The sequence below is a fragment of the Bradyrhizobium sp. Kon56 genome (assembly GCF_055807635.1).
Window position 1 is genome coordinate 236,555 of sequence record NZ_JBVVOU010000007.1, and the last position, 19,664, is coordinate 256,218.

Below are 19,664 nucleotides of genomic sequence, written 5' to 3' on the forward strand. Positions count from 1 at the left end.
ACTCAGCTTCCTTCGGACTCGCGCGCTTCTATTGCGCTTGCGACCTTCTCGTGCCCCGCGGACCATAGGGCATGCTCATCGCTACCGTCCTGGTACGGATTGGCTTCCGCCGGAATGTTTTTACGCGCCGCGCGTTCGCCTTCTGCAAAAGCATCGCGATCGTTCATCGTGACTGCGCCTTTCTGTTTGCGGAGCAGAAGATCAGCTTGCGCGTGATCGTGCCCGCCTTCCCGGTTTCAAGCTGATGCGACGGCATTTGTTCCGGAACCGGTCCTTGCTGCGGCGGTTGATCGGCGAAGGAGAATTTCAATGGCCAGATTGCCTATAGCCCGTTCAATCAAGACCGTGATCGTGATCTTCGCCCTTGCCGCGGTGCCGGCCGCATCGTTCGCGCAAGCCACCGGCGGCTCCACAGGATCGGCCGGAGGTGTCGCCAATTCTCCGGCTCCCGCGCCAGGCACCAACAGTCTGGGGACCGCCCAATCGTCCGGTGCGAATGCACCCGGCGTCACCACTGGGACCGGCGCAGGTGGGTCCACCGACGCCGCCGTCAACGCCGAGAACCGGCTGCTCGACAAGAAGCTCAAGAGCATCTGCCGCGGCTGCTGACGCTCGCGGGGAAGTGAGACAGTGAGGCTGTCAGGAACGCCTCAAGCCGATTAGCTTGGTCCTGCTTTGGAGCGTGGAGGGTATCCACGCAGAGGATCGAGTGATGTTACGGAAGATGATGTTGACGGCGCTGGCTGTGGTGGCGGTTGGGTCGTCGATGCCGCAGGCGGCACAAGCGGGCGGTCACGGCGGCTGGGGTCATGGCGGCGGTGGCTGGGGCCATGGTGGCGGCTGGGGTCATGGCGGCCACTGGCATGGCGGTGGCTTCTGGCCAGGCGTCGCCATCGGTGCCGGTATCGCCGGCGCAGGTTACTACGGCGGGTATTACGGCTACGGCCAACCGTATTACGGCAATCCATATTACTATGGTACCGGATACGATGATGGCGGTTATGGCGGCTGCTACGTTGTGCGGAAGCGCGTCATGACGCCATCGGGCTGGCGCGTCCGCCCCGTGGATGTCTGCGAATAGGCGGCGGTACCCGTCAAAAAACAAGGCCGTTGACGCAATATACCGTCAACGACCTTGCCAGCCCCGGACATTGAAATCGGCTCACGCCATCCGGTAACGGCGAGCATCGCTTGGAATCACACGGGCGAATGTGATCCAGTTCACAAGTCCAAAAATTTAAGGGTGGCGGCGCCGGCTGCTCAGCCGCGCGAGCGCTTGCGTGCACTGGCATGGACACGATGCCGTGCAGGTTTCCTGCGGGTAACTGAGGGAGTCTCCGCCTCGCTCGCCCGGGCGCTGGCAAAGGATTGCCGCAGGCCATCGATGGACTCGTTGAGTGTCGAGACCTGCTCGGACAGACGCTTGGTGTCGGCCTGCTGGAATGCGAGCAAGCGCTTCACACTCTGGAGCTGGTCTTGCACGACCTGGAGCTGGTCAATCGATTCCTGCTGGGTTGCCTCCAGCCCCTTGGTCTTCTCGACCAGCTGCTCGGATGCCTGTGCGGTGCGAGCCTGCAGCTGCCGCGACGCCACCACCCGGTCGGTCTCAGGGGCCGCACCGGTATAGGCACGCCAGATCGCGATCGAGGTCACCCCCGCGATCAGGAGCAGGAGCGCGGCGGCGGTCAGCGCGATAGGCTGGGCGCCAAGGCGAAGGAGGGGATGGGACCGCGTGTCCTCTGCGAGATCGATCATCGCTGACAAAACCCAAATTGAAACTTGGTGAGTGGCGAAGACCGGCAACCTGAGGTTACCGGGGCGTCCCGAAAGCGTTACGTGTCGGCAAGGAATGGGACCAAAAAGAGGCTAAGAGCAAAAAAACCAACAATCAGGATGCCTTAGGGCATCCGTGCCCCCGTCAGAGGCAGAGATCAGGGCTGAAACAGCGAAAACGGACCGGAATAGGTCTTCGAGCGCGGCGCCGCGTAGGGCCCGAGCCGGGAGGTCTTCAGTCCCAGTCGCACCAGTGATTCTGCCAAGGTCACCGCGGCGGCGACGCCGTCGATCACGGGCAGGCTGTGCGTGGCGGCGAGTTCATTGGCGAGATCGGCCATGCCGGCGCAACCGAGCACGATGGCCTCTGCGCGATCGTCGCGGATCGCGGCCGTGATTTCCATAGAGATTTTTGCGAGCGCATCGGTGTTGCGCTCCTCGAGCGCGAGCACCGGCACCTCGGCGGCGCGGACGCGCGCGCAGCGTTCGGCGAGGCCGTATTTCCGCAAATTATGCTCGATCGGCACGATGGAGACACCGAGCGTCGTCACCACGGCGAAGCGCGCGGCAATCAGGCTCGCCATGTGGAAGCCGGCCTCGCCAATGCCGATCACTGGTGCCCTTGCCGCAGCGCGCGCGGCGTCGAGGCCGGTGTCGTCGAAGCAGGCGATGACATGCGCATCCGCGCCGTCGCGGTCGGCCTCGCGGATGCAGCCGAGCATGCCCGGCACCGCGAACGCCTCGTCGTAAAATCCCTCGATCGAGACCGGGCCCATCGTGGGCTGGCGCGCATCGATCACGGTGTCGGGCAGGGCGACCGCGCGCGCGGCAGCGGCGATCTTCACCGTCATGGACGCAGTGGTGTTGGGATTGACGACGTGAAGCCGCATCGGATCAGACAAGCCCCTTCTCAGACAAGCCCTTTGCCGGCGTCCGAGCCTTTGGCCGCCTGTCGCTTGTTGAGCATGTGGATGGTGCCAAGCGCAAGCGCGATCACCGTGAACGAGACGGCCGAGATCACGGTGCCGAGCGCATAGAGGTCGGGGTTCGTCACGGTGGTGGTGAGGCCCTGGAGATCGAGAGGCAGCGTGTTCACCGCCCCGATCGCCTGGCTGGAACGCGCGAGTTCGTCCCAGGACAGTGTGAAGCCGAACAGTCCAATGCCGATCACGGAGGGCAGGATGATCGGCAGCACGACATGACGGAACGCCTGCCACGGTGTCGCACCGAGATCGCGCGCGGCTTCCTCGAGCCTGGGATCGAAGCGATTGAAGATCGCGAACATGATGAGAAGGCCGAACGGCAGCGTCCAGGTCAGATGTGCACCGAGGCCCGAGGTGAGCAGACCCATCGAGGTCTCGAAATTCTCGTTCCAATGCGCCTTGATCAGATCGTCGATGATGCGGAATTCAAGCGAGATGCCGAGCGAGGTGATGATCGAGGGCACGATGAGGCTCGCGATCGCGGAGTAGAACAGGATGCTTTGCGCCTTGAACTTGCGGCGAAACGCCATGCCCGCTGCGACCGACAGCACGACGGTGACGATCATCACGATAATGCCAAGCAGCAGCGAACGGCGGAAGGCGGCGCCGAGATCGACGATGCCGGTGCCCTGGAACAATTTTGCGATCCAGAAAGTCGATACACCGTTCATCGGGAAGGTGAGGCCGCCCTGCGGTCCCTGGAACGACAGCACATAGATCGCGATCATCGGGCCGTAGAGGAACAGCGTGTAGGCCGCGAAGAAGATCGCGAGCACGTAGAAAGAGCGCGGGCGTCCTTCCTTCATGCTCTAGAGCTCCTTCTTGATGTCGACGATACGCGACATCATGGTGATGATCAGGAACGTGATGACGAGCAGGATCACGGCATTGGCCGCTGCTGCCGGGAATTGCAGCGCATTCACCCGCGTCTCGATGATCTTGCCGGCGGCCGCGATCTGCTGCCCGCCCATCACGCCGATGGTGATGAAGTCGCCCATCACGATGGTGATGACGAAGATCGAGCCGATCACGATGCCGGGTTTTGCCAGGGGAATGATGACGTTGACTAGCGTCTGGAAACCGGTCGCCCCGGCGTCATAGGCGGCCTCGATGAGCGATTTGTCGATGCGAACCATTGAGTTGAAGATCGGCACCACCATGAAGAAGGTGAAGAGGTGCACCAGCGCCAGCACCACGGAGAATTCGGAGAACAGCAGCCATTCAACGGGATGGTTGATCAGCCCCGTCTTCACCAAGCCTGAGTTGACAAGGCCATTGCGCCCGAGCAGCGGAATCCAGGCGATCATGCGGATCACGTTGGAGGTCCAGAACGGGATCGTGCAGAGCAGCGACAGTCCCATCTGCCAAGTTTTCGACTTGACGTGAAAGGCGAGGAAGTAGGCGACCCAGAAGCCGATGAAGAGTGTGATGACCCACACGAGGAAACAAAGCTTTAGCGTCTTCAGATAAGTCTTGGCGATGGTGCAGAGATCGGGGAGCTGCGCGATGCAGCCCTCGAACGTGTCGGTGTAGCCGCGGCCCGAGAAGGCCGGCAGCAACTGGTATTCGTTGTAGTCCCAGAACGAGACGATGACGACGAAGACGAGCGGGATCAGGAAGAAGGCGAGGAACACCAGCATCATCGGCCCGGCCTGGAGCCAGGAGATGAAGGAGGGTGACAGCCGCGCCGCTTTGCTGCGGCGCGCCGTCTCCGATCCCCGGACCAGGTCCGGAGATGCCTGTTGCAAAATGTCCTCCGACGTGTCCATCAGATTACGCCGCGATGAACTCGTTCCACTTGCGGACCATGTAGTCGTTCTCGTCCATCACGGCGTTCCAGCACGCGACGCCGCCCATGCGGTCCTCGTAGGAGCCGCCGTCGCGCACGGCGCCAGCCTTCTCGAGCAGCGAGCCGTCGGGCGCCTTGATGTCCTTCTCGGCCGCCTTGCCTTCCATCCAATAGGCCCACTCGTAAGGCTCCATATGCGCCTTCGCGGTGGAGAGCACGGCCGAGTAGTAGCCCTGGCGGTTGAGATAGGCGCCGGCATAGCCGGACAGGAACCAGTTGACGAACTCATAGGCCCATTCGAGCTTCGCACCCGAGACGCCCTTGGAGACGCAGAAGCCGGAGGCCCAGGAGCGATAGCCTTCCTTGAGCGGCTGGAAGGTGCAGGCAATCCCCATCGAGCGGACCTTCGTCACCGCCGGCGACCACATCGACTGGATCACGGTCTCGCCCGAGGCCATCAGGTTGACGCTCTCGTTGAAGTCTTTCCAGAAGGCGCGGAACTGGCCTGCCTTCTTGGCCTCGGTCATCACCTTCATGGTGAGATCGATCTCTTCCTTGGTCATGTTGCCCTTGTCGGCATATTTGTACTTGCCGGTGGCTTCCACGACCATCGCGGCATCCATGATGCCGATCGAGGGGATGTTGAGGATCGAGGCCTTGCCCTTGAACTCGGGGTTGAGCAGCTCGGCCCACGAGCTGATCGGACGCTTGATGATATCGGGGCGAATGCCGAGCGTGTCGGCGTTGTAGACGGTCGGGATCAGCGTGACGAACTCGGTGGCAGACGTCGCGAACTTCTTGGAGTCCTTGCCTTCGAGATAGAGCACCTTCCAGGGTGCGGTGCCCTGGCCGCCGATCTTCTTGCCGCCGGGCGTGACGCCCTTGGTGAAGACCGGCGTGATGTTGTCGAATTCCTTGATCTTCCTCGCGTCGAGGGCAAGGATGTTGCCCGACGGCACGATCTTCTTTAGCGCGAAATATTCGGTGTCCAGCACGTCGAAGGAATTCGGCTGGGTCATCACGCGCTTGGTGACGTCGTCGGTGGTCGCGGTGATATATTCGATCTTGATGCCCGTGTCCTTCAGGCACTGCTTGGAGATCTCGTCACCCTCGTTCACTGCGGTGCCGAGATAGCGCAGCACCTTCGGCTCGGCCGACATTACATAGGGAAAGCCTGTGATGGCGCCGGAGCCCGCGGCAAGTCCGGCGAGACCCGCGGTGCTCTTCAGTAGCGTGCGGCGGCTAAGGCCCTTCTTCCTGGTCGTTTCGGTCATATCACTCACTCCTCTGTTGCGCATTCCGGTGATTGATCGGCGCTATTGCAGACGTTGCGCCTTGGCGGGATCCCAGATGGCCAGCACGCGATCGCCCGGCCGGAACTGGTGGACGTCGAAGGCGGCCTCGGGAAGGTGGGAAAAAAGGGCGGTCCCGTCGTCGAGCGTGAGCGAGACGGCGATGTAGGAGCCCTGGTACTCGGTCTGGGTCAGTAGCGCGGGCGCGCCGAAGGCGCCGTCAGTGAACGGCGCGATGCCGAGCTGATCGGCGCGCACGGCGATGAGTTTGCCTGCGTCGCTGAGGACGTTGTGACCGCCGATGAAGCGCGCCACGAATTCGGTGCGGGGGTGATGGAAGATGTCGCGGGCGCTTCCCTGCTGTTCGATCCTGCCCTGGTTCATCACCACGATGTGGTCGGCCAGCGCCATCGCCTCTTCCTGGCCGTGCGTGACCTGAACGAAGCTGATGCCGAGTTCGCGCTGTAGCCGCTTCAATTCGCCGCGCATCCTAACCCGCAGGAACGGATCGAGTGCCGAGAGCGGCTCGTCGAGCAACAGGATCTGCGGCTCGGTGATCAGCGCGCGGGCGAGTGCGACGCGCTGCTGCTGGCCGCCGGACAGCTGTGCGGGGAGGCGGGCCGCATAGGGCGTCATCGCCACCAGCTCGAGCAACTCGCCGGCGCGCTTGTGCCGCGTCGCCCGGTCGATGCCGCGCATTTTCAGGGCAAACGCCACGTTGTCGAGCACGGTGAGGTGCGGAAACAGCGCGTAGGACTGGAACATCATCGCCGTGCCGCGCTTGGCGGGTTCGAGATCCGTGACGTTCTGCGGACCCAGGATGATGTCGCCTTCGCTGACGGCCTCGTGGCCGGCGATCATGCGTAAGGTCGAGGTCTTGCCGCAGCCGGAGGGGCCGAGCAGGCAACAATAGGTGCCGGCCGGGATCTTCAAATTGACGGTGTCGACCGCCAGCGTCGTGTCGTAGCGCTTGGTGACGGCGACCAGTTCGAGGGCGGCGGGAGTGGCCATGGCGTGTCCGGGGCGAGGGCGATGCTGCGCCTCTCTCCGCAAGGTCCATGCCAATCGCGCTTGAATCGTTCTCGGCCGGCCGAATTCCAAAACAGTGCAGCGGAGTCAGATCGTTAGATCGAATCCCACGGGCTTGGGCGGTTCGCTGCCTTCGCAGTTGCGTGCACACAAAACAGGCGCGGATTGTATAAAGTTTCGCCTGTGATTGGATACAGCTGGTCGATTAGGATTCAACGCCCTCGTCGACGATCGAGTCCTCACCCCCATGGCCGTCAAGTCCCGACCGAAATCCGACGCGCCAGATGCGAGCGATCGCGTCAGCCGCATCCGGGAAGGTGTGACTGCGGCGATCCTCGAGCATCGCCTGTTGCCCGGCACGAAACTCGGCGAGGACGAGATCGGCGAGATCTACGGAGCAAGCCGAACGCTGGTTCGCACCGCGCTGCAACAGCTCGCGCATGAAGGCATCGTCAACATCGAGAAGAACCGCGGCGCCTTCGTCGCGCGGCCGACGCCTGCGGACGCCCGCGAAGTGTTCGAGGCGCGCCGCCTGATCGAGCCGACAATCGTCGATCACGCCGTTGACGCGGTGTCGCCGGCCTGGATCGGGCGTCTCCAGCGGCATCTTGCCGAGGAGCGCGAGGCGGAGCTGCGTGGCGATGCGCGTGCTTCGGTCCGCCTCTCCGGCGACTTCCATCGACTCGTCGCCGAGATGAGTGGCCACAGCATCTATCTTGGTTTTCTCAAGGAGCTGATCGCGCGCTCCTCGCTGATCATCCTGCTCTACCGCCGGCACGACACGCCGGCCTGCGGCACCGATCATCACGCCGGAATCGTCTCCGCGATCCGCAAATGCGACAGGGAGGCCGCGCGCGCGCAGATGTTGTCGCATCTGAACGAGATCGAGGCCGAGCTGTTCCTGAAGGATCCCGCCGCCGACGAGTTGCGGCTCGCGGACGTGCTCGGGGTCTGACCTCCAGGAGGTGTCCGCACCCGGCTGGGCGCGGCGACGGCTATTGCGGCTCCAACCCGAGAGTCTTGATCGACTCGAGCCAGACCGGCCCTTCCTTTTCGTAGAGCGCAATCGAGGATGCGCGATCCATGGCCGGCTGGTCGACGCCGAAGGCATCGAGCAGCTTCTGCACGCGCTCCGTCTTGCCGCCTTCGACCATCAGCTTGGCGAGCATGTCGATCCGGTCTGCCGGTATCGCAGCGGGCGCCACCAGCGCGGTAAAACTGATGAGCTGGAAGACATTGCCCGTGACCCCTTGCTCAGCAAATGTCCTGGTCTCGGGCAGCTTCTTCATGCGCACCGGTGTCGGCACGGCAATCGGGCGGCCGATGCCGGTATCGAGCACCGGCAGCGCGGCCTGATAGCTGCCGACCGCCGCCTGGATCACCCCGGCGGCCAAATCCTGCCACATCGGCGCTTCGCCGCGGTAATGCACGATGGAAATGTCGAGACCGAATTGCCGGTTGAGCTCGGCGATCGCAATATGTGCGAACGAGCCGATGCCGTACGAGCCGGCCGTGACCTTGTTGCCACGTGCGTACGCGACGAACTCTTCGATCGTCTTTGCATTGGTGGCGGAATGGACCACCAGCGGCAGATGCCCCGAAGGCGTCATGGCGACGATCGTGAAATCCTTGTCCGGATCATAGGCCAGCGATTTCAACAACAGCCGGTTACCGAGCAAGGTGGACGAGATCGTGTACATCAGCGTGTAGCCGTCGGCCGGGGAATCCTTCACCGACTGTGCCGCCAGCGCACCGCTGGCTCCGGTTTTGTTTTCGACAATGACCGGCTGGCCAAGCTTCTGCGAGATATAGTCGCCATAGGCGCGGGCGAAGGCATCGGTGATGCCGCCTGCCGGCGTGGAGACGACGATCCTGATTGCCCGGGTCGGCCAGGCTTCGGCCAAAGCCGTTTCAGAAGCGGCCATCGTCAGGCATGCCATCGCGGCAGCCCAAATTCTCGCGGATGTCCGCACTTCGGCCTCCCCTTTTCCCTGTGTCATTGGGCAGCCGGCAGCCGCCGCAACGAGGTGTCACACGGGCAGGAAGGGGGGTCAAGAAATCAAAATATCGTTTCACTGTGTGAAATGATCATCGCCGACCTGCAGGAGAACCCGGCGCAGCAAGCTTGGCACCGAGCGCCTCGGCAAGTGCGGAAGCGACCTTCTTCATCGGCGGTACGAAGCGCCGCACACCGTCCTCCAGACCGACCGCCTCGCGAAGCATCATCACGTTCATGCTGCCGAACAGGCGATTCCGCAAAACGACGGGTACGCCGATCGCCCACACTGCGCCCCCGAAGACGCGGCGGCTGTAGGTCTCGTCCATGACTGCGAACCCCGCGCTACGGATCGTGCGCAGCACTTTGGCAAGTCTGCCGGGATTGCGCGCCAGATCGTTCCAGGGCTCCGGACCAAGGGCCAGCCGTGCGGCAATGCGCTCCTGCTCGGCGGGTTCGCAGAAGGCGAGATAGGCGCGTCCCATCGAGGTGCCGAGGACGGGAAAGCGAAAACCCGGCGGGCGGCTGAACAGCAGCGATCCATCGACGCGCGTCGTGTGGGCGATGACCATGGACTCCTGATCGAGCACCGCGATGTCTGACGGCCAATGGATCTGCTTGCGGAATTTGTTCAGGATGGGTTCGGCGATGCCGCCAATCCAGGTCGGCTCATCATAGCCTGCGCTGAGCAGCAGCGCCCGTCCCGTCGGCGCGTAGCTGGCCGGCTCGGTACGACGTACCACATAACCTTCATGTTCCAGCGTCTCGAGCATGCGGACGATCGTTGACTTGTTCAGCCCCGTCGCCTTGTGCAGCGAGCCGACGGTCGACTGCCGTTCCTGATTGATCACCCGAAGGACTTCGAGGCCCCTGGACAACGCGATGACGGGACGGAACGACGTCATGCCAACTCCTTGTGATTGCCTGTGCCGCTAGCCGATGAAGCAACGGCCGGAGGGACAGGGCAGCGCGCTCGACGCCATCGCCACCGATTGCGGGAAGGTTGGCATGAGTCAAGCTCGCTGACGCGTTCATCTCGGTTTCGAGAAGGGCGGGATTCGCAGTCAACTCGATCGCTTGCTGTGCCCAGCGGCAATTTAGTTCCTGTGGTCAAGCTGGATTGTGCGCTCCCAGCCTCGTGTGGACGGCAGGGCGCTGCGACGTCACGTGACTATTCCTCGCGAGCCACACCGGCTATAGGATGGCGCTCTGTCATCGAACTGTCATGTTACCGTAAATGCTGAAGTCAGACGCAACGCCGGTTCGCAAGGCTCCGAGCGCGCGGGATGGAAATCCTGTTGCAAGGGAAAACAAGAGAACGCAAGTCGTTGCTGGCTTCTTCAGGCAGCGTGAGCCGGCCGAACTCGTCGCGGAACCTGTGATCGATCAGACGCCATTGCAAGACGCGGAACCGGCAACGGAACCACTGCGGTCGAGCGCTGCCGCGCATGGTGCCGGTGAGATCGAGCTCAAGCTTTTCGTCGATGCCGATCGCATGGCGCATTTCAAGGCCGCGCCTGTGATCGCGATGAACGCGCGCAACAAGGGCGCGCGCAAACATCTCAAGTCCGTCTATTACGACACGCCGGAGCGGACGTTGCGTCGCCACGGCTTGAGCTTGCGCGTTCGTCAGAGCGGCGCGCGCTTCGTGCAGACCGTGAAGACCGATGCGGTGGACGATCCGCTCCGCCGTGGTGAGTGGGAGATGAGGGTACTGTCGCTTGCGCCCGATCTCGGTTTGGCAATGCCGTTCATTCCCGAGAAGCTTCGCGGCAACCTGGAAGCGCAGCCGCTCGAATCGGTCTTCACTGCCGATGTCCATCGCCATGCGCGGCCGATCGAACTGCCGTCAGGCACGGTCGAGATCGCCTTCGACCGGGGTGAGTTGACGGCCGGCGACCGTTCACTGCCGGTGAGCGAGATCGAGCTGGAGCTCAAGAGCGGCAGCGCGAGCGCGCTCTACGAGATCGCGCTGCGGCTCGCGGAGCACGGCGACGTAAAGCCGTCCATTCGCTCCAAATCGGCACGCGGCTTCGATCTTGCCGCCGACAAGCCACCCTCGGCGCGGCGTCCGCGAAAACTTCGTCTCGATCCGTCGGTGACATTGGACGAGGCGTTCGCGACAATCCTGCGTTCCTGCTTCCTCCATTTGCTTCAGTCGCTGCCGGCGGCCGAGGATGGCCGCAATCCGGAAGGAATCCATCAGCTGCGCGTCTCGCTGCGCCGGCTTCGATCGGCGTTGGATCTGATGGGGTCGGTCGGCGCGCTCAGCAATCTCGATGCGCTACGGTTGGAAGCCAGATGGCTGGCGCAAGAGCTCTCCGCCGCGCGCGACTGGGATGTGTTCCGGCTCGATACCTTGCCGAAGATCGCAACAGCCTGTCCGTCGGTCGCGGGCTTCGATGCACTGGGCCTGGCTGCGGCCGGGCGCCAGTCCGACGCCTATCGCAAGGCGCATGGCGCCCTCGAAGATCGCCGCTGCGCCATGTTCCTGCTCGGCCTCGGCAACTGGATCGAGGCGCGGGGCTGGCGCAACGACGTCGCCACCGAGGATCTCGGCCAGCTCGCCGAACCCGCGGCCGACTTCGCGGCACGCATCCTATCGGCGCAATACGCCAAGGTGCTCAAGCGCGGCCGCCGCTTCAAGTCGCTTTCCGCCGAACAGTTGCACCGCCTGCGGCTCGCGACCAAGCGGCTGCGCTATCTCAGCGAGTTTCTGCTGCCGCTGTTCGCAGACCGCAAATCCACGCGAAAATTCTCGCGAAGGCTCTCCGGCTTGCAGGAGCAGCTTGGCGCCGTCAACGACATGGCGGTTACGGCATCATTGCTGGACGGGCTTGATGCCGAGCCCGACGGCACCATCGCCGCGGCGGCGATCGCAGGCTGGCAGGCGCGCGCGTCGATCGGGGTGCAACCCGTCCTGCAAAGCACATGGCGCGATTTCACCGTCGCGCGCGTGCCCTGGTCGCGGCAGGCGCCGCAGAACTAAGCGAAGTACACCCTAAAAAAGTTGCGGCCAGCCATTGGGGGAGCTTTGGCCGCCTGTTGTATATACGAGTGAATTTCAGTCGTTGACGGCTTTTCCCCGTCCTGTCCCCAGCGTGGGCAAGCTGTCGATGCGGTCCCACTCGGCGCGCGGGACCACGTGTTCGTAGCGTGAGGCGCTGCGCTCGTCGCGCCAGTTGCCGGTTGCGACCAAACCCTTGGTGTCGGCGCCGCCGTACATCCGCATCCAGGTCGCCCATGTGTGCCGAAAGATATGGAAGGTGACGAAGCCCAGCCTGAACTGCGGCTTCTTCCAGCCGGTCGGCCGGCGCTTGGGGCACGGAAGCCCGCAGGCGGCCATTGTGGCGCGCAGCAGCAGGTGCTTGAAGTGGCCGCCCTCCTTGAAGCGGAATAGCCGCACGCGGCCCGGATGGGCCTCCAGATGGGCTTGCAGCCGCATCGCGACGTCGCCGCGCAGTTTCAGCATGCGCGGATCGCCATTCTTCGTGGTCGGCAGCCACAGTGCCAGATCCTCCGGCCGCGTATTGGCGGCCAGCGCATTCAGGCCCTCGCTCTTGCGGATGCCGTTATAGAGCAGCACCAGCAGATAGAGCTCGAATTCGGGATCGACCACTGCTGCCTCGGCCAGGATGAGACTGGCATCCTCCGGCCACATGAAGTCCTTGCGCTGGCGACCCTTCGAGCCCTTCGGGCGTCGGAAGACGGGCGCTTTGTCGCCCAGCGCATGGCGGATGATGGTGATGGCGGGCGCATAGACCGCGCGATTTCTATAATCAGGTGCGCCGTGCGGCAGGAGGGTGGCTGCGGCATCGTCCAGCGCGACCTGGTCGATCTCCTCAATCGGCGTCTCGCGGAAGTGCCGCAGCAGCATCGGGACGTAGCGGCGTTCGCCGCCGTCCTGCATGTAGGCGTTGGCTGCTGTCAGGAAGGTCGGCCGCCCGGGATCAGGCTTAACTTCCGGGGCCGGGTATCGGCCGTGCTTCTCGATGCACTCTTCGATCTCGACGAGCTTGTCTCGAGCGACGGATCGTTTGTGAGTGCCGCTGCTAACTTCCACGCGGCAGCCGAGGTAGGTTCCTCGGATCTCGAAATTGGGCGTCTTGCCCTTCCGCGGCGGCCTAAGCTTGAGCGGCACTTCAACTCCTCCCGTAACGCAAACTCTATGCGGGCGATGTCGTCCGAGCGGAACACCTTATCCCGCCCCATGGGCGTGTAATAGGGCTCGCCGGACTTATCCCGGGGGTGTGCACGGAGCCATTCCGCCAGCCAACGGGGCGACGGGGCCTTCAGCTCGGCGGCGGCTTCGGCGAGGGTGTAGCGCTGGGTCATCGGGGCCCCCGGCATGTCTCGCCCTGGATCGCCCCGCAGGCCATGCAGCCGCCGTCAAGGTCGACCTCGTCGGTGGTGCATCGCTGCGGCGGCTCACTGTCGTCGCGGGTGCCGCGCTCGATCGTGCCGATGCTGCGCAGCATGCCGGCGACCAGCTGCTCGCATGTATCGAAGTCGAGATGACGAACACCGCGGGCCAACAAATCGCGCTGCAGGGCTCCTGCCATGATGACGCTGATACCGCTCATGACACAGGCACCTTAAAGCCCGGCGGAAGGTCCAGATTTTCCTGGATGGCTTCGCAAACGAACGCGAGGAGCCTCAGAGGTTCGTCGACCACGGAGGAGGGTGATGCGCTCAACAAATATTCCGAGCAGGCATAGCGCAGCACCTCGATTTCGTCGCTATATCGAAACGGCGGGCCGTCGTAGAAGGCGATCGCATCCTGAAAGTCTCGGACAGCCTCACGCCGATCGGCGCCGGGCTTGGCATCCTTGATCTCGGCGAGGAAATCGAAACAGACGTCACTGAGGCCCATCAGATCCTCCGTCCAAAGCTGGCCGGTTTGCCGCTGTCGCGGAACACGACCGTTCCATCCATCTTTCGCTTCAGGATGTCTTGTCGGCCACCGCGCATCGGATTGCGCGCGACGCGCGCTCCGTGATGGCCGGCATGGATGCGCTTCGCCTTAGCAATCGCCGGAATGTCGATGGTGGCCGTGTGCGTGCGATGACATTTGCGGTGGGCCGCGCGTCGGTTGCTGTCGTCGTCAGGCCCGTTGAGTTCCAGCGGGATATCGTGGCTGACGTCCCATGCCTGACCGACGTAGATCAATCCGGTGCAAAGATGGCAGCGGTATTTCTCGCGCTGGAGAAGCGCAAAGCGCTGAGTTGTGGAAAGGCGGATGCGCCTCTTCGACGGGCAGAATCGAAAGGAGGTCGTGCTTATCCGGTTGTCACCCATGAGCGACGCTTCCCCGGCTTTCTCCATCGAGACGCGGAGCACTCCGCGCGCGAGCTAGGATGTTTCGGGCCGCGTTCACGTCGCGGTCGTGAGTTGCCCCACAATCGGAACATCGCCAGATTCGCTGAGACAGTCCTGCGATACCCTTCGGCCGCTCGCTGGAATCTGTCGATCCGCAGCAAGAACAGGTCTGTGTCGTGAATTTCTCATCCACCTCGAGGTATGCAGTTGCTTTATAGGCAAGTTGACGCCGCAAGGTGGACCAGCCGGCGTCGAGTACGGACTTTGCCATCCGTGTCCTGGCCAACTGTTCGCTATTGACGTTGCCGATTGCGATGAACGCGTAATCGCGGGCCAGCTTCGTCGAAGTCTTATGAAGGAAATCCCGCCTTGAGTTTTTGATCTTGGCGTGGAGAGCGCGAGCTCGGTGCCGATTGCCGGCGCGCTGTGCGGTCGCGAGCTTGTGCTGCATTGCGTGATAGAAGCGCGGGGCTTCAATCTTGCTCCCATCGCTCAATGTCGCGAGCGACTTTAGGCCGAGGTCGATACCTATTGACCCATCGCCAGATGAGGGCTTTTGCTCGACTTCGACTTGGAAGCAGACGTACCAGCGCCCCAGCGCGTCCTCAACGAAGGCGCCGCCCTTGGCGTCGCGCGGTAGTGGTCGACGCTTGTTTCCGAAGTATCGATAGGTTCTGCCCAGATAGGTGATGGAATTGCCATCGATCTGCCGGCCTTGTCTCAGGAAAGGGACCCAGCCGAGGGTGCGGGCCTTGCCGAAACTGGAGCGGAAACGCGGCGCACGGCGGGCTTGTTTGCGGCTGTCGGTGAACTGTCGGCAAATCTCTTGCACGGTCTTCTGATGGATACCGAGTTCGGCGCCGACACCGTTGCATTGCTTCGCGAGATCAAAGTGAGACGCCCACCTGCGCTTCGGTGCACCGGCGTGGTATCGGGCTTCGACGTCCAGCTGCTGCGCGACACACCAATTCCAGACCTGGTTGGTCGCATGGGCGTGCCGTCGCAGTACCTTGCGCGCGGAGCGATCCTTGATGCGATATTTGTAAGTTAGAATCACTGCCCAGCCTCCGACATCTCCATCGCCACCACGTGCTCCGCCGCCGTCTGCCGGGCATCGGCGAGCAGCGCGTGAACCTCGAACGGCGAGTAGCCGAACGAGACCAGCGTCATGATGGAATCGCCGTGGTCGACGAAGGCGCCGGTCTCGACCAGGCGCGAGGCCATCTCGGCGACCTTGTGGATGCGTTGGGCGCGGACGGCGTCGAGGCAGAGCGAGCCGTCGATCAAAGGGTAGATGGTGATGCTGCTCATGTGCATCAGGCCCAAAAGATGCGCGCGCAGTGGCAGCACACAACGTCGCCGCACGATCCGATGGCATGGTGCCGACCATCCGGGCTCAACGCGCAGCGCGCGCTGGTGCCGAACGGGTCCGCGATCGTGGCAATCACGCAGCCGATCTCGCGCTCGCCGACAAAACTGATGATGTTAGCAGGGCGCTCGGCGTGGCGGGCCGGCATTCGGGCGATTTGCATGGCGGTGGTCCTCTGGCGGTTGAGAAAATCGCGAGGTGGGCGGCGGCGGTACGCCACGTGCCGCCGCCCGGCCGCGCGGGTGATCAGGCGAACAGGTTCTGGCTGTCGTTCCGGGCATGCGGGCTGCGATGCCCGCGGTAGAAATTCCGCTTCGTGGCCGCGCGCGCGACGGCGCGATCGAGCACCTCGCGCGTGGCCTGGTTGAACAGCGTGGGATCGATGAAGCGCGGATGCAGGTTCTTCGCTTCCGCGAACGACTTCGACATCGTCGCGATCAGGATGCCGCGCTCCGAGGGCACCTCGATCGTCACCATCGCCTTCGGCACCCAGACGGCTTTGGCCGCAATGCCGCAATCGGAGACGAGGATCGCCTTGGCCGTCTGGCCATGGCGCACCAGCACCAGGGCCGTCATGCCGGGGCTGGTCGGCACGACGGCCCTTCGGCCGAAACCACGAGGCGCTACGCTCGCGGAAACAGAATTGGTGAAGTGGGCAATGGTACGCATGACGCTACTTTCCTTGCACTGGTTGAGTGGTGATGTCGCAGCCGGAGCTGCTCGGCATATTCGCGAGCCTCGCCGCTGCCGAACGGAAGCGGGCGCGGCCGTCGATCGCCCGGGCGACCGCCGTAACGATCAGGTGCTTGACCCATTCTTCCGGCAGGTGGCTGGGGGTTGGTTTGCTGGTGCTGATGAGATGGAAGCGATGGGCGAGTTGCTTTGCGTCGTTCAAGAGCGATGCAAGGGCTTTGGCGCCCTCGTCGGTCTCGCAATAGGTGCCGAGCAGCGTGAGGTCGTCATAGCGCTCGCCGGTCTTGCGAAGAACGCGGGCGCCACAGGTGCCGTCATACGCGGGGCGCACGACGTAGTCGCCGATCGCGGGAGCGACTGCCTGGGCGGCTTTCGGCTTGGCGGACGGCATGGAAGGCTCCCGTGAGGCGTTTCACGGGAGGCAGGCTATTCACGGAATGTGGAGTTGTCAATCAGAAATCCACAAACTGTGAAGTTTTAGAATTTCGCTATTTGGGCCGCGCGTTCGGCGGCGCAGCCGGCTCCGTGAAATCGAATAGCGATCCGAACATGGTCATTGCGGGGCCGCTGGGGATCGGCTGGACGCGAACCTGAAAGAATTTGAGCGGGCGGTTCACGTCGATCACGATCACTGGCAGGCCTGCCGGCGTCTCAATGCAACCGAGTTCTCGCAGCCATTTTTCGTCCTGTGCCGCGACGGCAGTCTTGCCTTCCTTGATCTGGAAGGGTGATACGCACAGGACGGTGTTTGGTATCGTGTAGATCGTCCTCACGGCCTGTGCGGCCACAGGATTGATCGGCCATGTCGCGCCGAGCAAGGCTGCTAACAGCCCGAATCTAGCCCCGTTGACGCGCTTTCGCGCGAGGAGCGGCGGCCGCCCGCTCCGGGGCAGTAATCCCGCGCGGCTTGGTTGGCTCGTCAAGTTTTGCCGCCAGGTGAGGTGAGAGGGTCGACTCGTCTCCGCTGAAGATCCATTCGAAGGGGACGCCATAGGCAGCCTTGAGCTTGTAGGCATGGAACGGATCGACGGCGCGTGTGCCGTTTTCGTAATTCGAGACCGCGGTGGGGCCGACACCGAGCTTTTTGGCGATCTCAAGCTGCGACTTGCCCAGCGCAAGGCGTAGCCGCTTGAGGCGTTGCCCCACGGAAATATGAAAGTCCCGGTCTGAAATCATTGGGGAATTCAGCCACTGTTCACAGCTTGTGGCTATTCCCAATACGTGAACTGTTGACGACTCCACAGAACGTGAATATTTAGATTCCATGATTGATTCGGTCGATAAGGTCATTGAGGCGCTCGGCGGTCCCGCCAAGACGGCGGAACTTTGTGGCGTCGGCCCATCGGCGGTTAGCAATTGGGTTGCGCGCGGAAAAATTTCTAAGGGCAATCTGCTCACAGTGCGCGATGCGCTAGCGGCACAAGGTCTTGAAGCCTCCCCAGTCGTTTTTGGTTTCAAGGCGACCGAAGAGGCCCGGGCATGACGCCGCACCGGAAGGCGAACCAAAATTCCCATTACGCAATTTCCCCCGCACTAATAAGGCGGGATGTCGTTCCGTGCACCCGCCGGTTGCGCGGCTATTCTGTGTCGACAAGGCGACACAGTGCAAACGGAATCGCGGCATGCGTGGGTCCACAATTGGACCATAGATGCGGCGCGGCAAACGGTGATCATCGTGCATCGCTGTGCCGCGATGAAACATCACAGCACGTAGCGTGCATCGCGCTGCGAGGTTGCGTAGCTGGATTTGTAACTGAACCAATCGCGTTTTATGGGAGTGTTGCGTTATGGGGCGTGATTCAAGACGGCGCGTCGTGCCATCCAGTTCCCGCCGCGGAACGTCGAGGGCCAAAAACGGGTCCAGAAATGGGCCGAAAAAAATCTCGTTCGGCGCTCTTACGAGGTTCGCCGTGCCCCGCCGCACCGAACAATTTCTCACCCAACGCACCGGCTGCGGACGTTCGACTGCGAAGCGCTGGCTGTCGGGCAGGAGCCGCCCGTCCGGTGACGCGGTCTGCGCCGTCGTCGCAGATATCCTGGTGCGCCTCAGGTAGAGCGCTGCATTGCGCAGGCGCGCTTCAAGCTCGATCGACAGTGTTGCGTTGCGTAGGGGGTATGTCATGGGTGGCGAATCAACAGCACGGCGGCGCTCCGTGTCGAGTGAGAACATTGGAACATGTGTTCCAAGAAACATCACGTCGGCCCGGCGCAACAAATTTGGAACAGTTGTTCGGGCCCTCTGGCCGCACAAGCCGGCGCTCAACCTGGCGCAGCGCGCTGGGCTCTCGCAGCGCGGCGCACAGCTCATCATCGACGGCCATCGCAAGCCGAATGCTCGCGTCGCCGCTGTCGTACACGTCGAGATGCTCGACGACTGAATCCCGAGCGAAAGAACCAAAGGCAAACGCAGGATCAGCGGTCGCGACATCGGGCCGCCCTGCATGGGTTCGAGTAGGATCGTCCGTGGTCGGGTCGCGGACTGCAACGTCTGAGGGAATGGACGCGACGGGCGGAGAGAGTGCCGCAACCAGCTTTGACAGTGCCAATTCTTTTTCTGTCATCGGAAGCGCGAGAGGCACTAGCGCCATGCTCCATCCCGGGGCCGTAGATGGGTCAACCACAAGCCTTGCAGGCCGGGACAGTGGTGACAGGGCGGAGAGACGCTCAACCAATTTCATGCAGGGTAGAGCAGCCCGGTCAGCTCGTGTGGCTCATAACCACAAGGTCGTCAGTTCGAATCTGACCCCTGCAACCAATTCACGGAGGGCGGCGTGAGAACGCGTGACAAGCTCGCCGCCGAGCTGCGCAAGGTTGGCGCGCTCTCGACACGCCACCAGGTTCAGTACGAAGGGTTCGCGAAGCGCGCCGAGACCGGCGAGTTCGACGACTACGCCGACACCTACGCATGTCCGGTCACCCAGCTCTACAAAGAGCTGACGGGCGCGGGCTTCACGAAGTTCGCCGCGCGCGTCGCCGCTGGTGAGTTCGATGCGACCAAGGAAGAAAGTGACGAGTGGGTGCGCAGCCCGTCGGGGCAGGATGCCGCTAGGCGCCTCTCGCCGGAGATGCGCGCCGTGCTCGGCATGGCTCGGGTGAATTGAGGGGCGCGTGAGGGATTCGATCAACAACCGTGAAGCCATCGAGATGATGACCCGCTGCAAGCAGGAAATCCTAAGCCTGCGCGCGCAGGTCGATCAGCTGAAGCCGAAGGCCGACGCTTACGACAATCTCGCTATCGTGCTGGGCCTGCTGCCCCGCCAAAGCGTCGGCATGGGAGAAGACCTGGTCTGGATCCTCGACAAGCGCATGCGCGAATTGAAGTCGGACGAAACGACCTCGGAGGCTTGATGGCTCGTAAGGCCAAAAAGCCGAAGAAAGGCAAATACAGGCCGCGCTGCCGTTAGCGCGCCTCACAGTTCCC

Annotated in this window: 29 protein-coding genes and 1 tRNA gene; 10 read left to right on the top strand and 20 right to left on the bottom strand. The window is 62.9% G+C overall.

Going from position 1 to position 19,664, the window contains the following annotated elements:
• Positions 1-2: 2 nt before the first annotated feature.
• Positions 3-167: a ribosome modulation factor gene (locus tag AC0L3B_RS14265; RefSeq protein WP_247371639.1), complete on the bottom strand. Its 165-nt coding sequence runs from the start codon at positions 165-167 to the stop codon at positions 3-5.
• 142 nt (positions 168-309) lie between these two features.
• On the opposite strand from AC0L3B_RS14265, the gene AC0L3B_RS14270 reads away from it, so the two are divergent.
• Together AC0L3B_RS14270 and AC0L3B_RS14275 are read left to right on the top strand one after the other, a co-directional pair.
• Entirely contained in the window at positions 310-609 is a 300-nt protein-coding gene (locus AC0L3B_RS14270) for a hypothetical protein (RefSeq protein WP_026232927.1), read from the top strand.
• 103 nt (positions 610-712) lie between these two features.
• Positions 713-1,081, top strand: coding sequence for a hypothetical protein (locus AC0L3B_RS14275; RefSeq protein ID WP_247367965.1), 369 nt, complete (start codon positions 713-715; stop codon positions 1,079-1,081).
• Between the two features lie 179 nt (positions 1,082-1,260).
• Here AC0L3B_RS14275 and AC0L3B_RS14280 read toward each other — a convergent pair whose 3' ends face one another.
• From AC0L3B_RS14280 to AC0L3B_RS14305, 6 genes are all read right to left on the bottom strand, one after another.
• Positions 1,261-1,755, bottom strand: coding sequence for a hypothetical protein (locus AC0L3B_RS14280; RefSeq protein ID WP_247367967.1), 495 nt, complete (start codon positions 1,753-1,755; stop codon positions 1,261-1,263).
• Positions 1,756-1,931: 176 nt separating this feature from the next.
• Positions 1,932-2,663 carry an aspartate/glutamate racemase family protein gene (locus AC0L3B_RS14285; protein ID WP_247368074.1) on the bottom strand — a complete coding sequence of 244 codons (732 nt, stop codon included), beginning with the start codon at positions 2,661-2,663 and terminating at the stop codon, positions 1,932-1,934.
• Between the two features lie 20 nt (positions 2,664-2,683).
• On the bottom strand, positions 2,684-3,562 hold the full coding sequence (locus AC0L3B_RS14290) for an ABC transporter permease (protein WP_247367969.1): 879 nt from the start codon (positions 3,560-3,562) through the stop codon (positions 2,684-2,686).
• Positions 3,563-3,565: 3 nt separating this feature from the next.
• On the bottom strand, positions 3,566-4,525 hold the full coding sequence (locus AC0L3B_RS14295; RefSeq protein WP_007602562.1) for an ABC transporter permease: 960 nt from the start codon (positions 4,523-4,525) through the stop codon (positions 3,566-3,568).
• Between the two features lie 4 nt (positions 4,526-4,529).
• Positions 4,530-5,819: an ABC transporter substrate-binding protein gene (locus AC0L3B_RS14300; protein ID WP_007602563.1), complete on the bottom strand. Its 1,290-nt coding sequence runs from the start codon at positions 5,817-5,819 to the stop codon at positions 4,530-4,532.
• A 42-nt stretch (positions 5,820-5,861) separates the two neighbouring features.
• Positions 5,862-6,848, bottom strand: a complete 987-nt coding sequence (locus tag AC0L3B_RS14305) for an ABC transporter ATP-binding protein (protein WP_018455340.1) — start codon at positions 6,846-6,848, stop codon at positions 5,862-5,864.
• 265 nt (positions 6,849-7,113) lie between these two features.
• On the opposite strand from AC0L3B_RS14305, the gene AC0L3B_RS14310 reads away from it, so the two are divergent.
• Positions 7,114-7,821, top strand: coding sequence for a GntR family transcriptional regulator (locus tag AC0L3B_RS14310; protein WP_085351121.1), 708 nt, complete (start codon positions 7,114-7,116; stop codon positions 7,819-7,821).
• Between the two features lie 40 nt (positions 7,822-7,861).
• Here the strand turns inward: AC0L3B_RS14310 and AC0L3B_RS14315 are convergent, their stop codons facing one another.
• Complete coding sequence (locus AC0L3B_RS14315) at positions 7,862-8,791, bottom strand: Bug family tripartite tricarboxylate transporter substrate binding protein (protein ID WP_210350893.1); 930 nt, start codon at positions 8,789-8,791, stop codon at positions 7,862-7,864.
• Between the two features lie 163 nt (positions 8,792-8,954).
• A complete protein-coding gene (locus AC0L3B_RS14320; RefSeq protein ID WP_018455343.1) occupies positions 8,955-9,767 on the bottom strand; it encodes a helix-turn-helix domain-containing protein in 813 nt (270 codons plus the stop codon).
• Between the two features lie 332 nt (positions 9,768-10,099).
• Here AC0L3B_RS14320 and AC0L3B_RS14325 point away from each other — a divergent pair, with 332 nt between their 5' ends.
• On the top strand, positions 10,100-11,851 hold the full coding sequence (locus AC0L3B_RS14325; RefSeq protein WP_473380535.1) for a CYTH and CHAD domain-containing protein: 1,752 nt from the start codon (positions 10,100-10,102) through the stop codon (positions 11,849-11,851).
• A 75-nt stretch (positions 11,852-11,926) separates the two neighbouring features.
• On the opposite strand, the gene AC0L3B_RS14330 is transcribed toward AC0L3B_RS14325, so the two are convergent.
• The 11 genes from AC0L3B_RS14330 to AC0L3B_RS14380 all read right to left on the bottom strand — a co-directional run bounded on the left by AC0L3B_RS14330 (position 11,927) and on the right by AC0L3B_RS14380 (position 17,419).
• Positions 11,927-13,003 (bottom strand): hypothetical protein, encoded by a 1,077-nt coding sequence (locus AC0L3B_RS14330; RefSeq protein ID WP_473380536.1) that lies wholly within the window; start codon positions 13,001-13,003, stop codon positions 11,927-11,929.
• Between the two features lie 190 nt (positions 13,004-13,193).
• Positions 13,194-13,445 (bottom strand): hypothetical protein, encoded by a 252-nt coding sequence (locus AC0L3B_RS14335; protein ID WP_473380537.1) that lies wholly within the window; start codon positions 13,443-13,445, stop codon positions 13,194-13,196.
• Complete coding sequence (locus AC0L3B_RS14340; RefSeq protein ID WP_473380538.1) at positions 13,442-13,735, bottom strand: hypothetical protein; 294 nt, start codon at positions 13,733-13,735, stop codon at positions 13,442-13,444. The genes AC0L3B_RS14335 and AC0L3B_RS14340 overlap by 4 nt, the downstream gene beginning before the upstream one ends.
• Positions 13,735-14,187, bottom strand: a complete 453-nt coding sequence (locus tag AC0L3B_RS14345; protein ID WP_473380539.1) for an HNH endonuclease — start codon at positions 14,185-14,187, stop codon at positions 13,735-13,737. The genes AC0L3B_RS14340 and AC0L3B_RS14345 overlap by 1 nt, the downstream gene beginning before the upstream one ends.
• Positions 14,153-15,238 carry an RNA-guided endonuclease InsQ/TnpB family protein gene (locus tag AC0L3B_RS14350; RefSeq protein ID WP_473380540.1) on the bottom strand — a complete coding sequence of 362 codons (1,086 nt, stop codon included), beginning with the start codon at positions 15,236-15,238 and terminating at the stop codon, positions 14,153-14,155. The genes AC0L3B_RS14345 and AC0L3B_RS14350 overlap by 35 nt, the downstream gene beginning before the upstream one ends.
• Positions 15,235-15,492 (bottom strand): hypothetical protein, encoded by a 258-nt coding sequence (locus AC0L3B_RS14355; protein ID WP_473380541.1) that lies wholly within the window; start codon positions 15,490-15,492, stop codon positions 15,235-15,237. The genes AC0L3B_RS14350 and AC0L3B_RS14355 overlap by 4 nt, the downstream gene beginning before the upstream one ends.
• Positions 15,493-15,497: 5 nt before the next feature.
• Complete coding sequence (locus AC0L3B_RS14360) at positions 15,498-15,713, bottom strand: hypothetical protein (RefSeq protein ID WP_473380542.1); 216 nt, start codon at positions 15,711-15,713, stop codon at positions 15,498-15,500.
• Positions 15,714-15,796: 83 nt separating this feature from the next.
• On the bottom strand, positions 15,797-16,219 hold the full coding sequence (locus tag AC0L3B_RS14365) for a hypothetical protein (protein ID WP_473380543.1): 423 nt from the start codon (positions 16,217-16,219) through the stop codon (positions 15,797-15,799).
• Positions 16,220-16,223: 4 nt separating this feature from the next.
• Positions 16,224-16,634 carry a hypothetical protein gene (locus AC0L3B_RS14370; protein ID WP_473380544.1) on the bottom strand — a complete coding sequence of 137 codons (411 nt, stop codon included), beginning with the start codon at positions 16,632-16,634 and terminating at the stop codon, positions 16,224-16,226.
• A gap of 97 nt (positions 16,635-16,731) precedes the next feature.
• On the bottom strand, positions 16,732-17,031 hold the full coding sequence (locus AC0L3B_RS14375) for a hypothetical protein (protein WP_473380545.1): 300 nt from the start codon (positions 17,029-17,031) through the stop codon (positions 16,732-16,734).
• 49 nt (positions 17,032-17,080) lie between these two features.
• The gene (locus tag AC0L3B_RS14380; RefSeq protein WP_473380546.1) at positions 17,081-17,419 is read right to left on the bottom strand and encodes a helix-turn-helix domain-containing protein; all 339 of its coding nucleotides are present in this window, start codon (positions 17,417-17,419) and stop codon (positions 17,081-17,083) included.
• Between the two features lie 88 nt (positions 17,420-17,507).
• Between AC0L3B_RS14380 and AC0L3B_RS14385 the strand changes: the two genes are divergently transcribed.
• The 6 genes from AC0L3B_RS14385 (at position 17,508) to AC0L3B_RS14410 (ending at position 19,591) form a co-directional block, all read left to right on the top strand.
• Positions 17,508-17,726: a carph-isopro domain-containing protein gene (locus AC0L3B_RS14385; protein WP_473380547.1), complete on the top strand. Its 219-nt coding sequence runs from the start codon at positions 17,508-17,510 to the stop codon at positions 17,724-17,726.
• Positions 17,727-18,153: 427 nt separating this feature from the next.
• Positions 18,154-18,297, top strand: a complete 144-nt coding sequence (locus AC0L3B_RS14390) for a hypothetical protein (RefSeq protein WP_473380548.1) — start codon at positions 18,154-18,156, stop codon at positions 18,295-18,297.
• Positions 18,298-18,363: 66 nt separating this feature from the next.
• Positions 18,364-18,621, top strand: coding sequence for a hypothetical protein (locus AC0L3B_RS14395; protein ID WP_473380549.1), 258 nt, complete (start codon positions 18,364-18,366; stop codon positions 18,619-18,621).
• A gap of 299 nt (positions 18,622-18,920) precedes the next feature.
• Positions 18,921-18,998, top strand: a tRNA-Met gene (locus tag AC0L3B_RS14400).
• A gap of 16 nt (positions 18,999-19,014) precedes the next feature.
• The gene (locus AC0L3B_RS14405) at positions 19,015-19,344 is read left to right on the top strand and encodes a hypothetical protein (RefSeq protein WP_473380550.1); all 330 of its coding nucleotides are present in this window, start codon (positions 19,015-19,017) and stop codon (positions 19,342-19,344) included.
• 7 nt (positions 19,345-19,351) lie between these two features.
• A complete protein-coding gene (locus tag AC0L3B_RS14410; RefSeq protein ID WP_473380551.1) occupies positions 19,352-19,591 on the top strand; it encodes a hypothetical protein in 240 nt (79 codons plus the stop codon).
• Positions 19,592-19,664: the final 73 nt, after the last annotated feature.

Bases quoted from the DNA above. Each gene is read 5' to 3' on its own strand.
- AC0L3B_RS14265 (WP_247371639.1), bottom strand. From the start codon at position 167: ATGAACGATCGCGATGCTTTTGCAGAAGGCGAACGCGCGGCGCGTAAA.
- AC0L3B_RS14270 (WP_026232927.1), top strand. From the start codon at position 310: ATGGCCAGATTGCCTATAGCCCGTTCAATCAAGACCGTGATCGTGATC.
- AC0L3B_RS14275 (WP_247367965.1), top strand. From the start codon at position 713: ATGTTACGGAAGATGATGTTGACGGCGCTGGCTGTGGTGGCGGTTGGG.
- AC0L3B_RS14280 (WP_247367967.1), bottom strand. From the start codon at position 1,755: ATGATCGATCTCGCAGAGGACACGCGGTCCCATCCCCTCCTTCGCCTT.
- AC0L3B_RS14285 (WP_247368074.1), bottom strand. From the start codon at position 2,663: ATGCGGCTTCACGTCGTCAATCCCAACACCACTGCGTCCATGACGGTG.
- AC0L3B_RS14290 (WP_247367969.1), bottom strand. From the start codon at position 3,562: ATGAAGGAAGGACGCCCGCGCTCTTTCTACGTGCTCGCGATCTTCTTC.
- AC0L3B_RS14295 (WP_007602562.1), bottom strand. From the start codon at position 4,525: ATGGACACGTCGGAGGACATTTTGCAACAGGCATCTCCGGACCTGGTC.
- AC0L3B_RS14300 (WP_007602563.1), bottom strand. From the start codon at position 5,819: ATGACCGAAACGACCAGGAAGAAGGGCCTTAGCCGCCGCACGCTACTG.
- AC0L3B_RS14305 (WP_018455340.1), bottom strand. From the start codon at position 6,848: ATGGCCACTCCCGCCGCCCTCGAACTGGTCGCCGTCACCAAGCGCTAC.
- AC0L3B_RS14310 (WP_085351121.1), top strand. From the start codon at position 7,114: ATGGCCGTCAAGTCCCGACCGAAATCCGACGCGCCAGATGCGAGCGAT.
- AC0L3B_RS14315 (WP_210350893.1), bottom strand. From the start codon at position 8,791: ATGGCCGCTTCTGAAACGGCTTTGGCCGAAGCCTGGCCGACCCGGGCA.
- AC0L3B_RS14320 (WP_018455343.1), bottom strand. From the start codon at position 9,767: ATGACGTCGTTCCGTCCCGTCATCGCGTTGTCCAGGGGCCTCGAAGTC.
- AC0L3B_RS14325 (WP_473380535.1), top strand. From the start codon at position 10,100: ATGCTGAAGTCAGACGCAACGCCGGTTCGCAAGGCTCCGAGCGCGCGG.
- AC0L3B_RS14335 (WP_473380537.1), bottom strand. From the start codon at position 13,445: ATGAGCGGTATCAGCGTCATCATGGCAGGAGCCCTGCAGCGCGATTTG.
- AC0L3B_RS14340 (WP_473380538.1), bottom strand. From the start codon at position 13,735: ATGGGCCTCAGTGACGTCTGTTTCGATTTCCTCGCCGAGATCAAGGAT.
- AC0L3B_RS14345 (WP_473380539.1), bottom strand. From the start codon at position 14,187: ATGGAGAAAGCCGGGGAAGCGTCGCTCATGGGTGACAACCGGATAAGC.
- AC0L3B_RS14355 (WP_473380541.1), bottom strand. From the start codon at position 15,492: ATGAGCAGCATCACCATCTACCCTTTGATCGACGGCTCGCTCTGCCTC.
- AC0L3B_RS14360 (WP_473380542.1), bottom strand. From the start codon at position 15,713: ATGCAAATCGCCCGAATGCCGGCCCGCCACGCCGAGCGCCCTGCTAAC.
- AC0L3B_RS14365 (WP_473380543.1), bottom strand. From the start codon at position 16,219: ATGCGTACCATTGCCCACTTCACCAATTCTGTTTCCGCGAGCGTAGCG.
- AC0L3B_RS14370 (WP_473380544.1), bottom strand. From the start codon at position 16,634: ATGCCGTCCGCCAAGCCGAAAGCCGCCCAGGCAGTCGCTCCCGCGATC.
- AC0L3B_RS14380 (WP_473380546.1), bottom strand. From the start codon at position 17,419: ATGATTTCAGACCGGGACTTTCATATTTCCGTGGGGCAACGCCTCAAG.
- AC0L3B_RS14385 (WP_473380547.1), top strand. From the start codon at position 17,508: ATGATTGATTCGGTCGATAAGGTCATTGAGGCGCTCGGCGGTCCCGCC.
- AC0L3B_RS14395 (WP_473380549.1), top strand. From the start codon at position 18,364: ATGGGTGGCGAATCAACAGCACGGCGGCGCTCCGTGTCGAGTGAGAAC.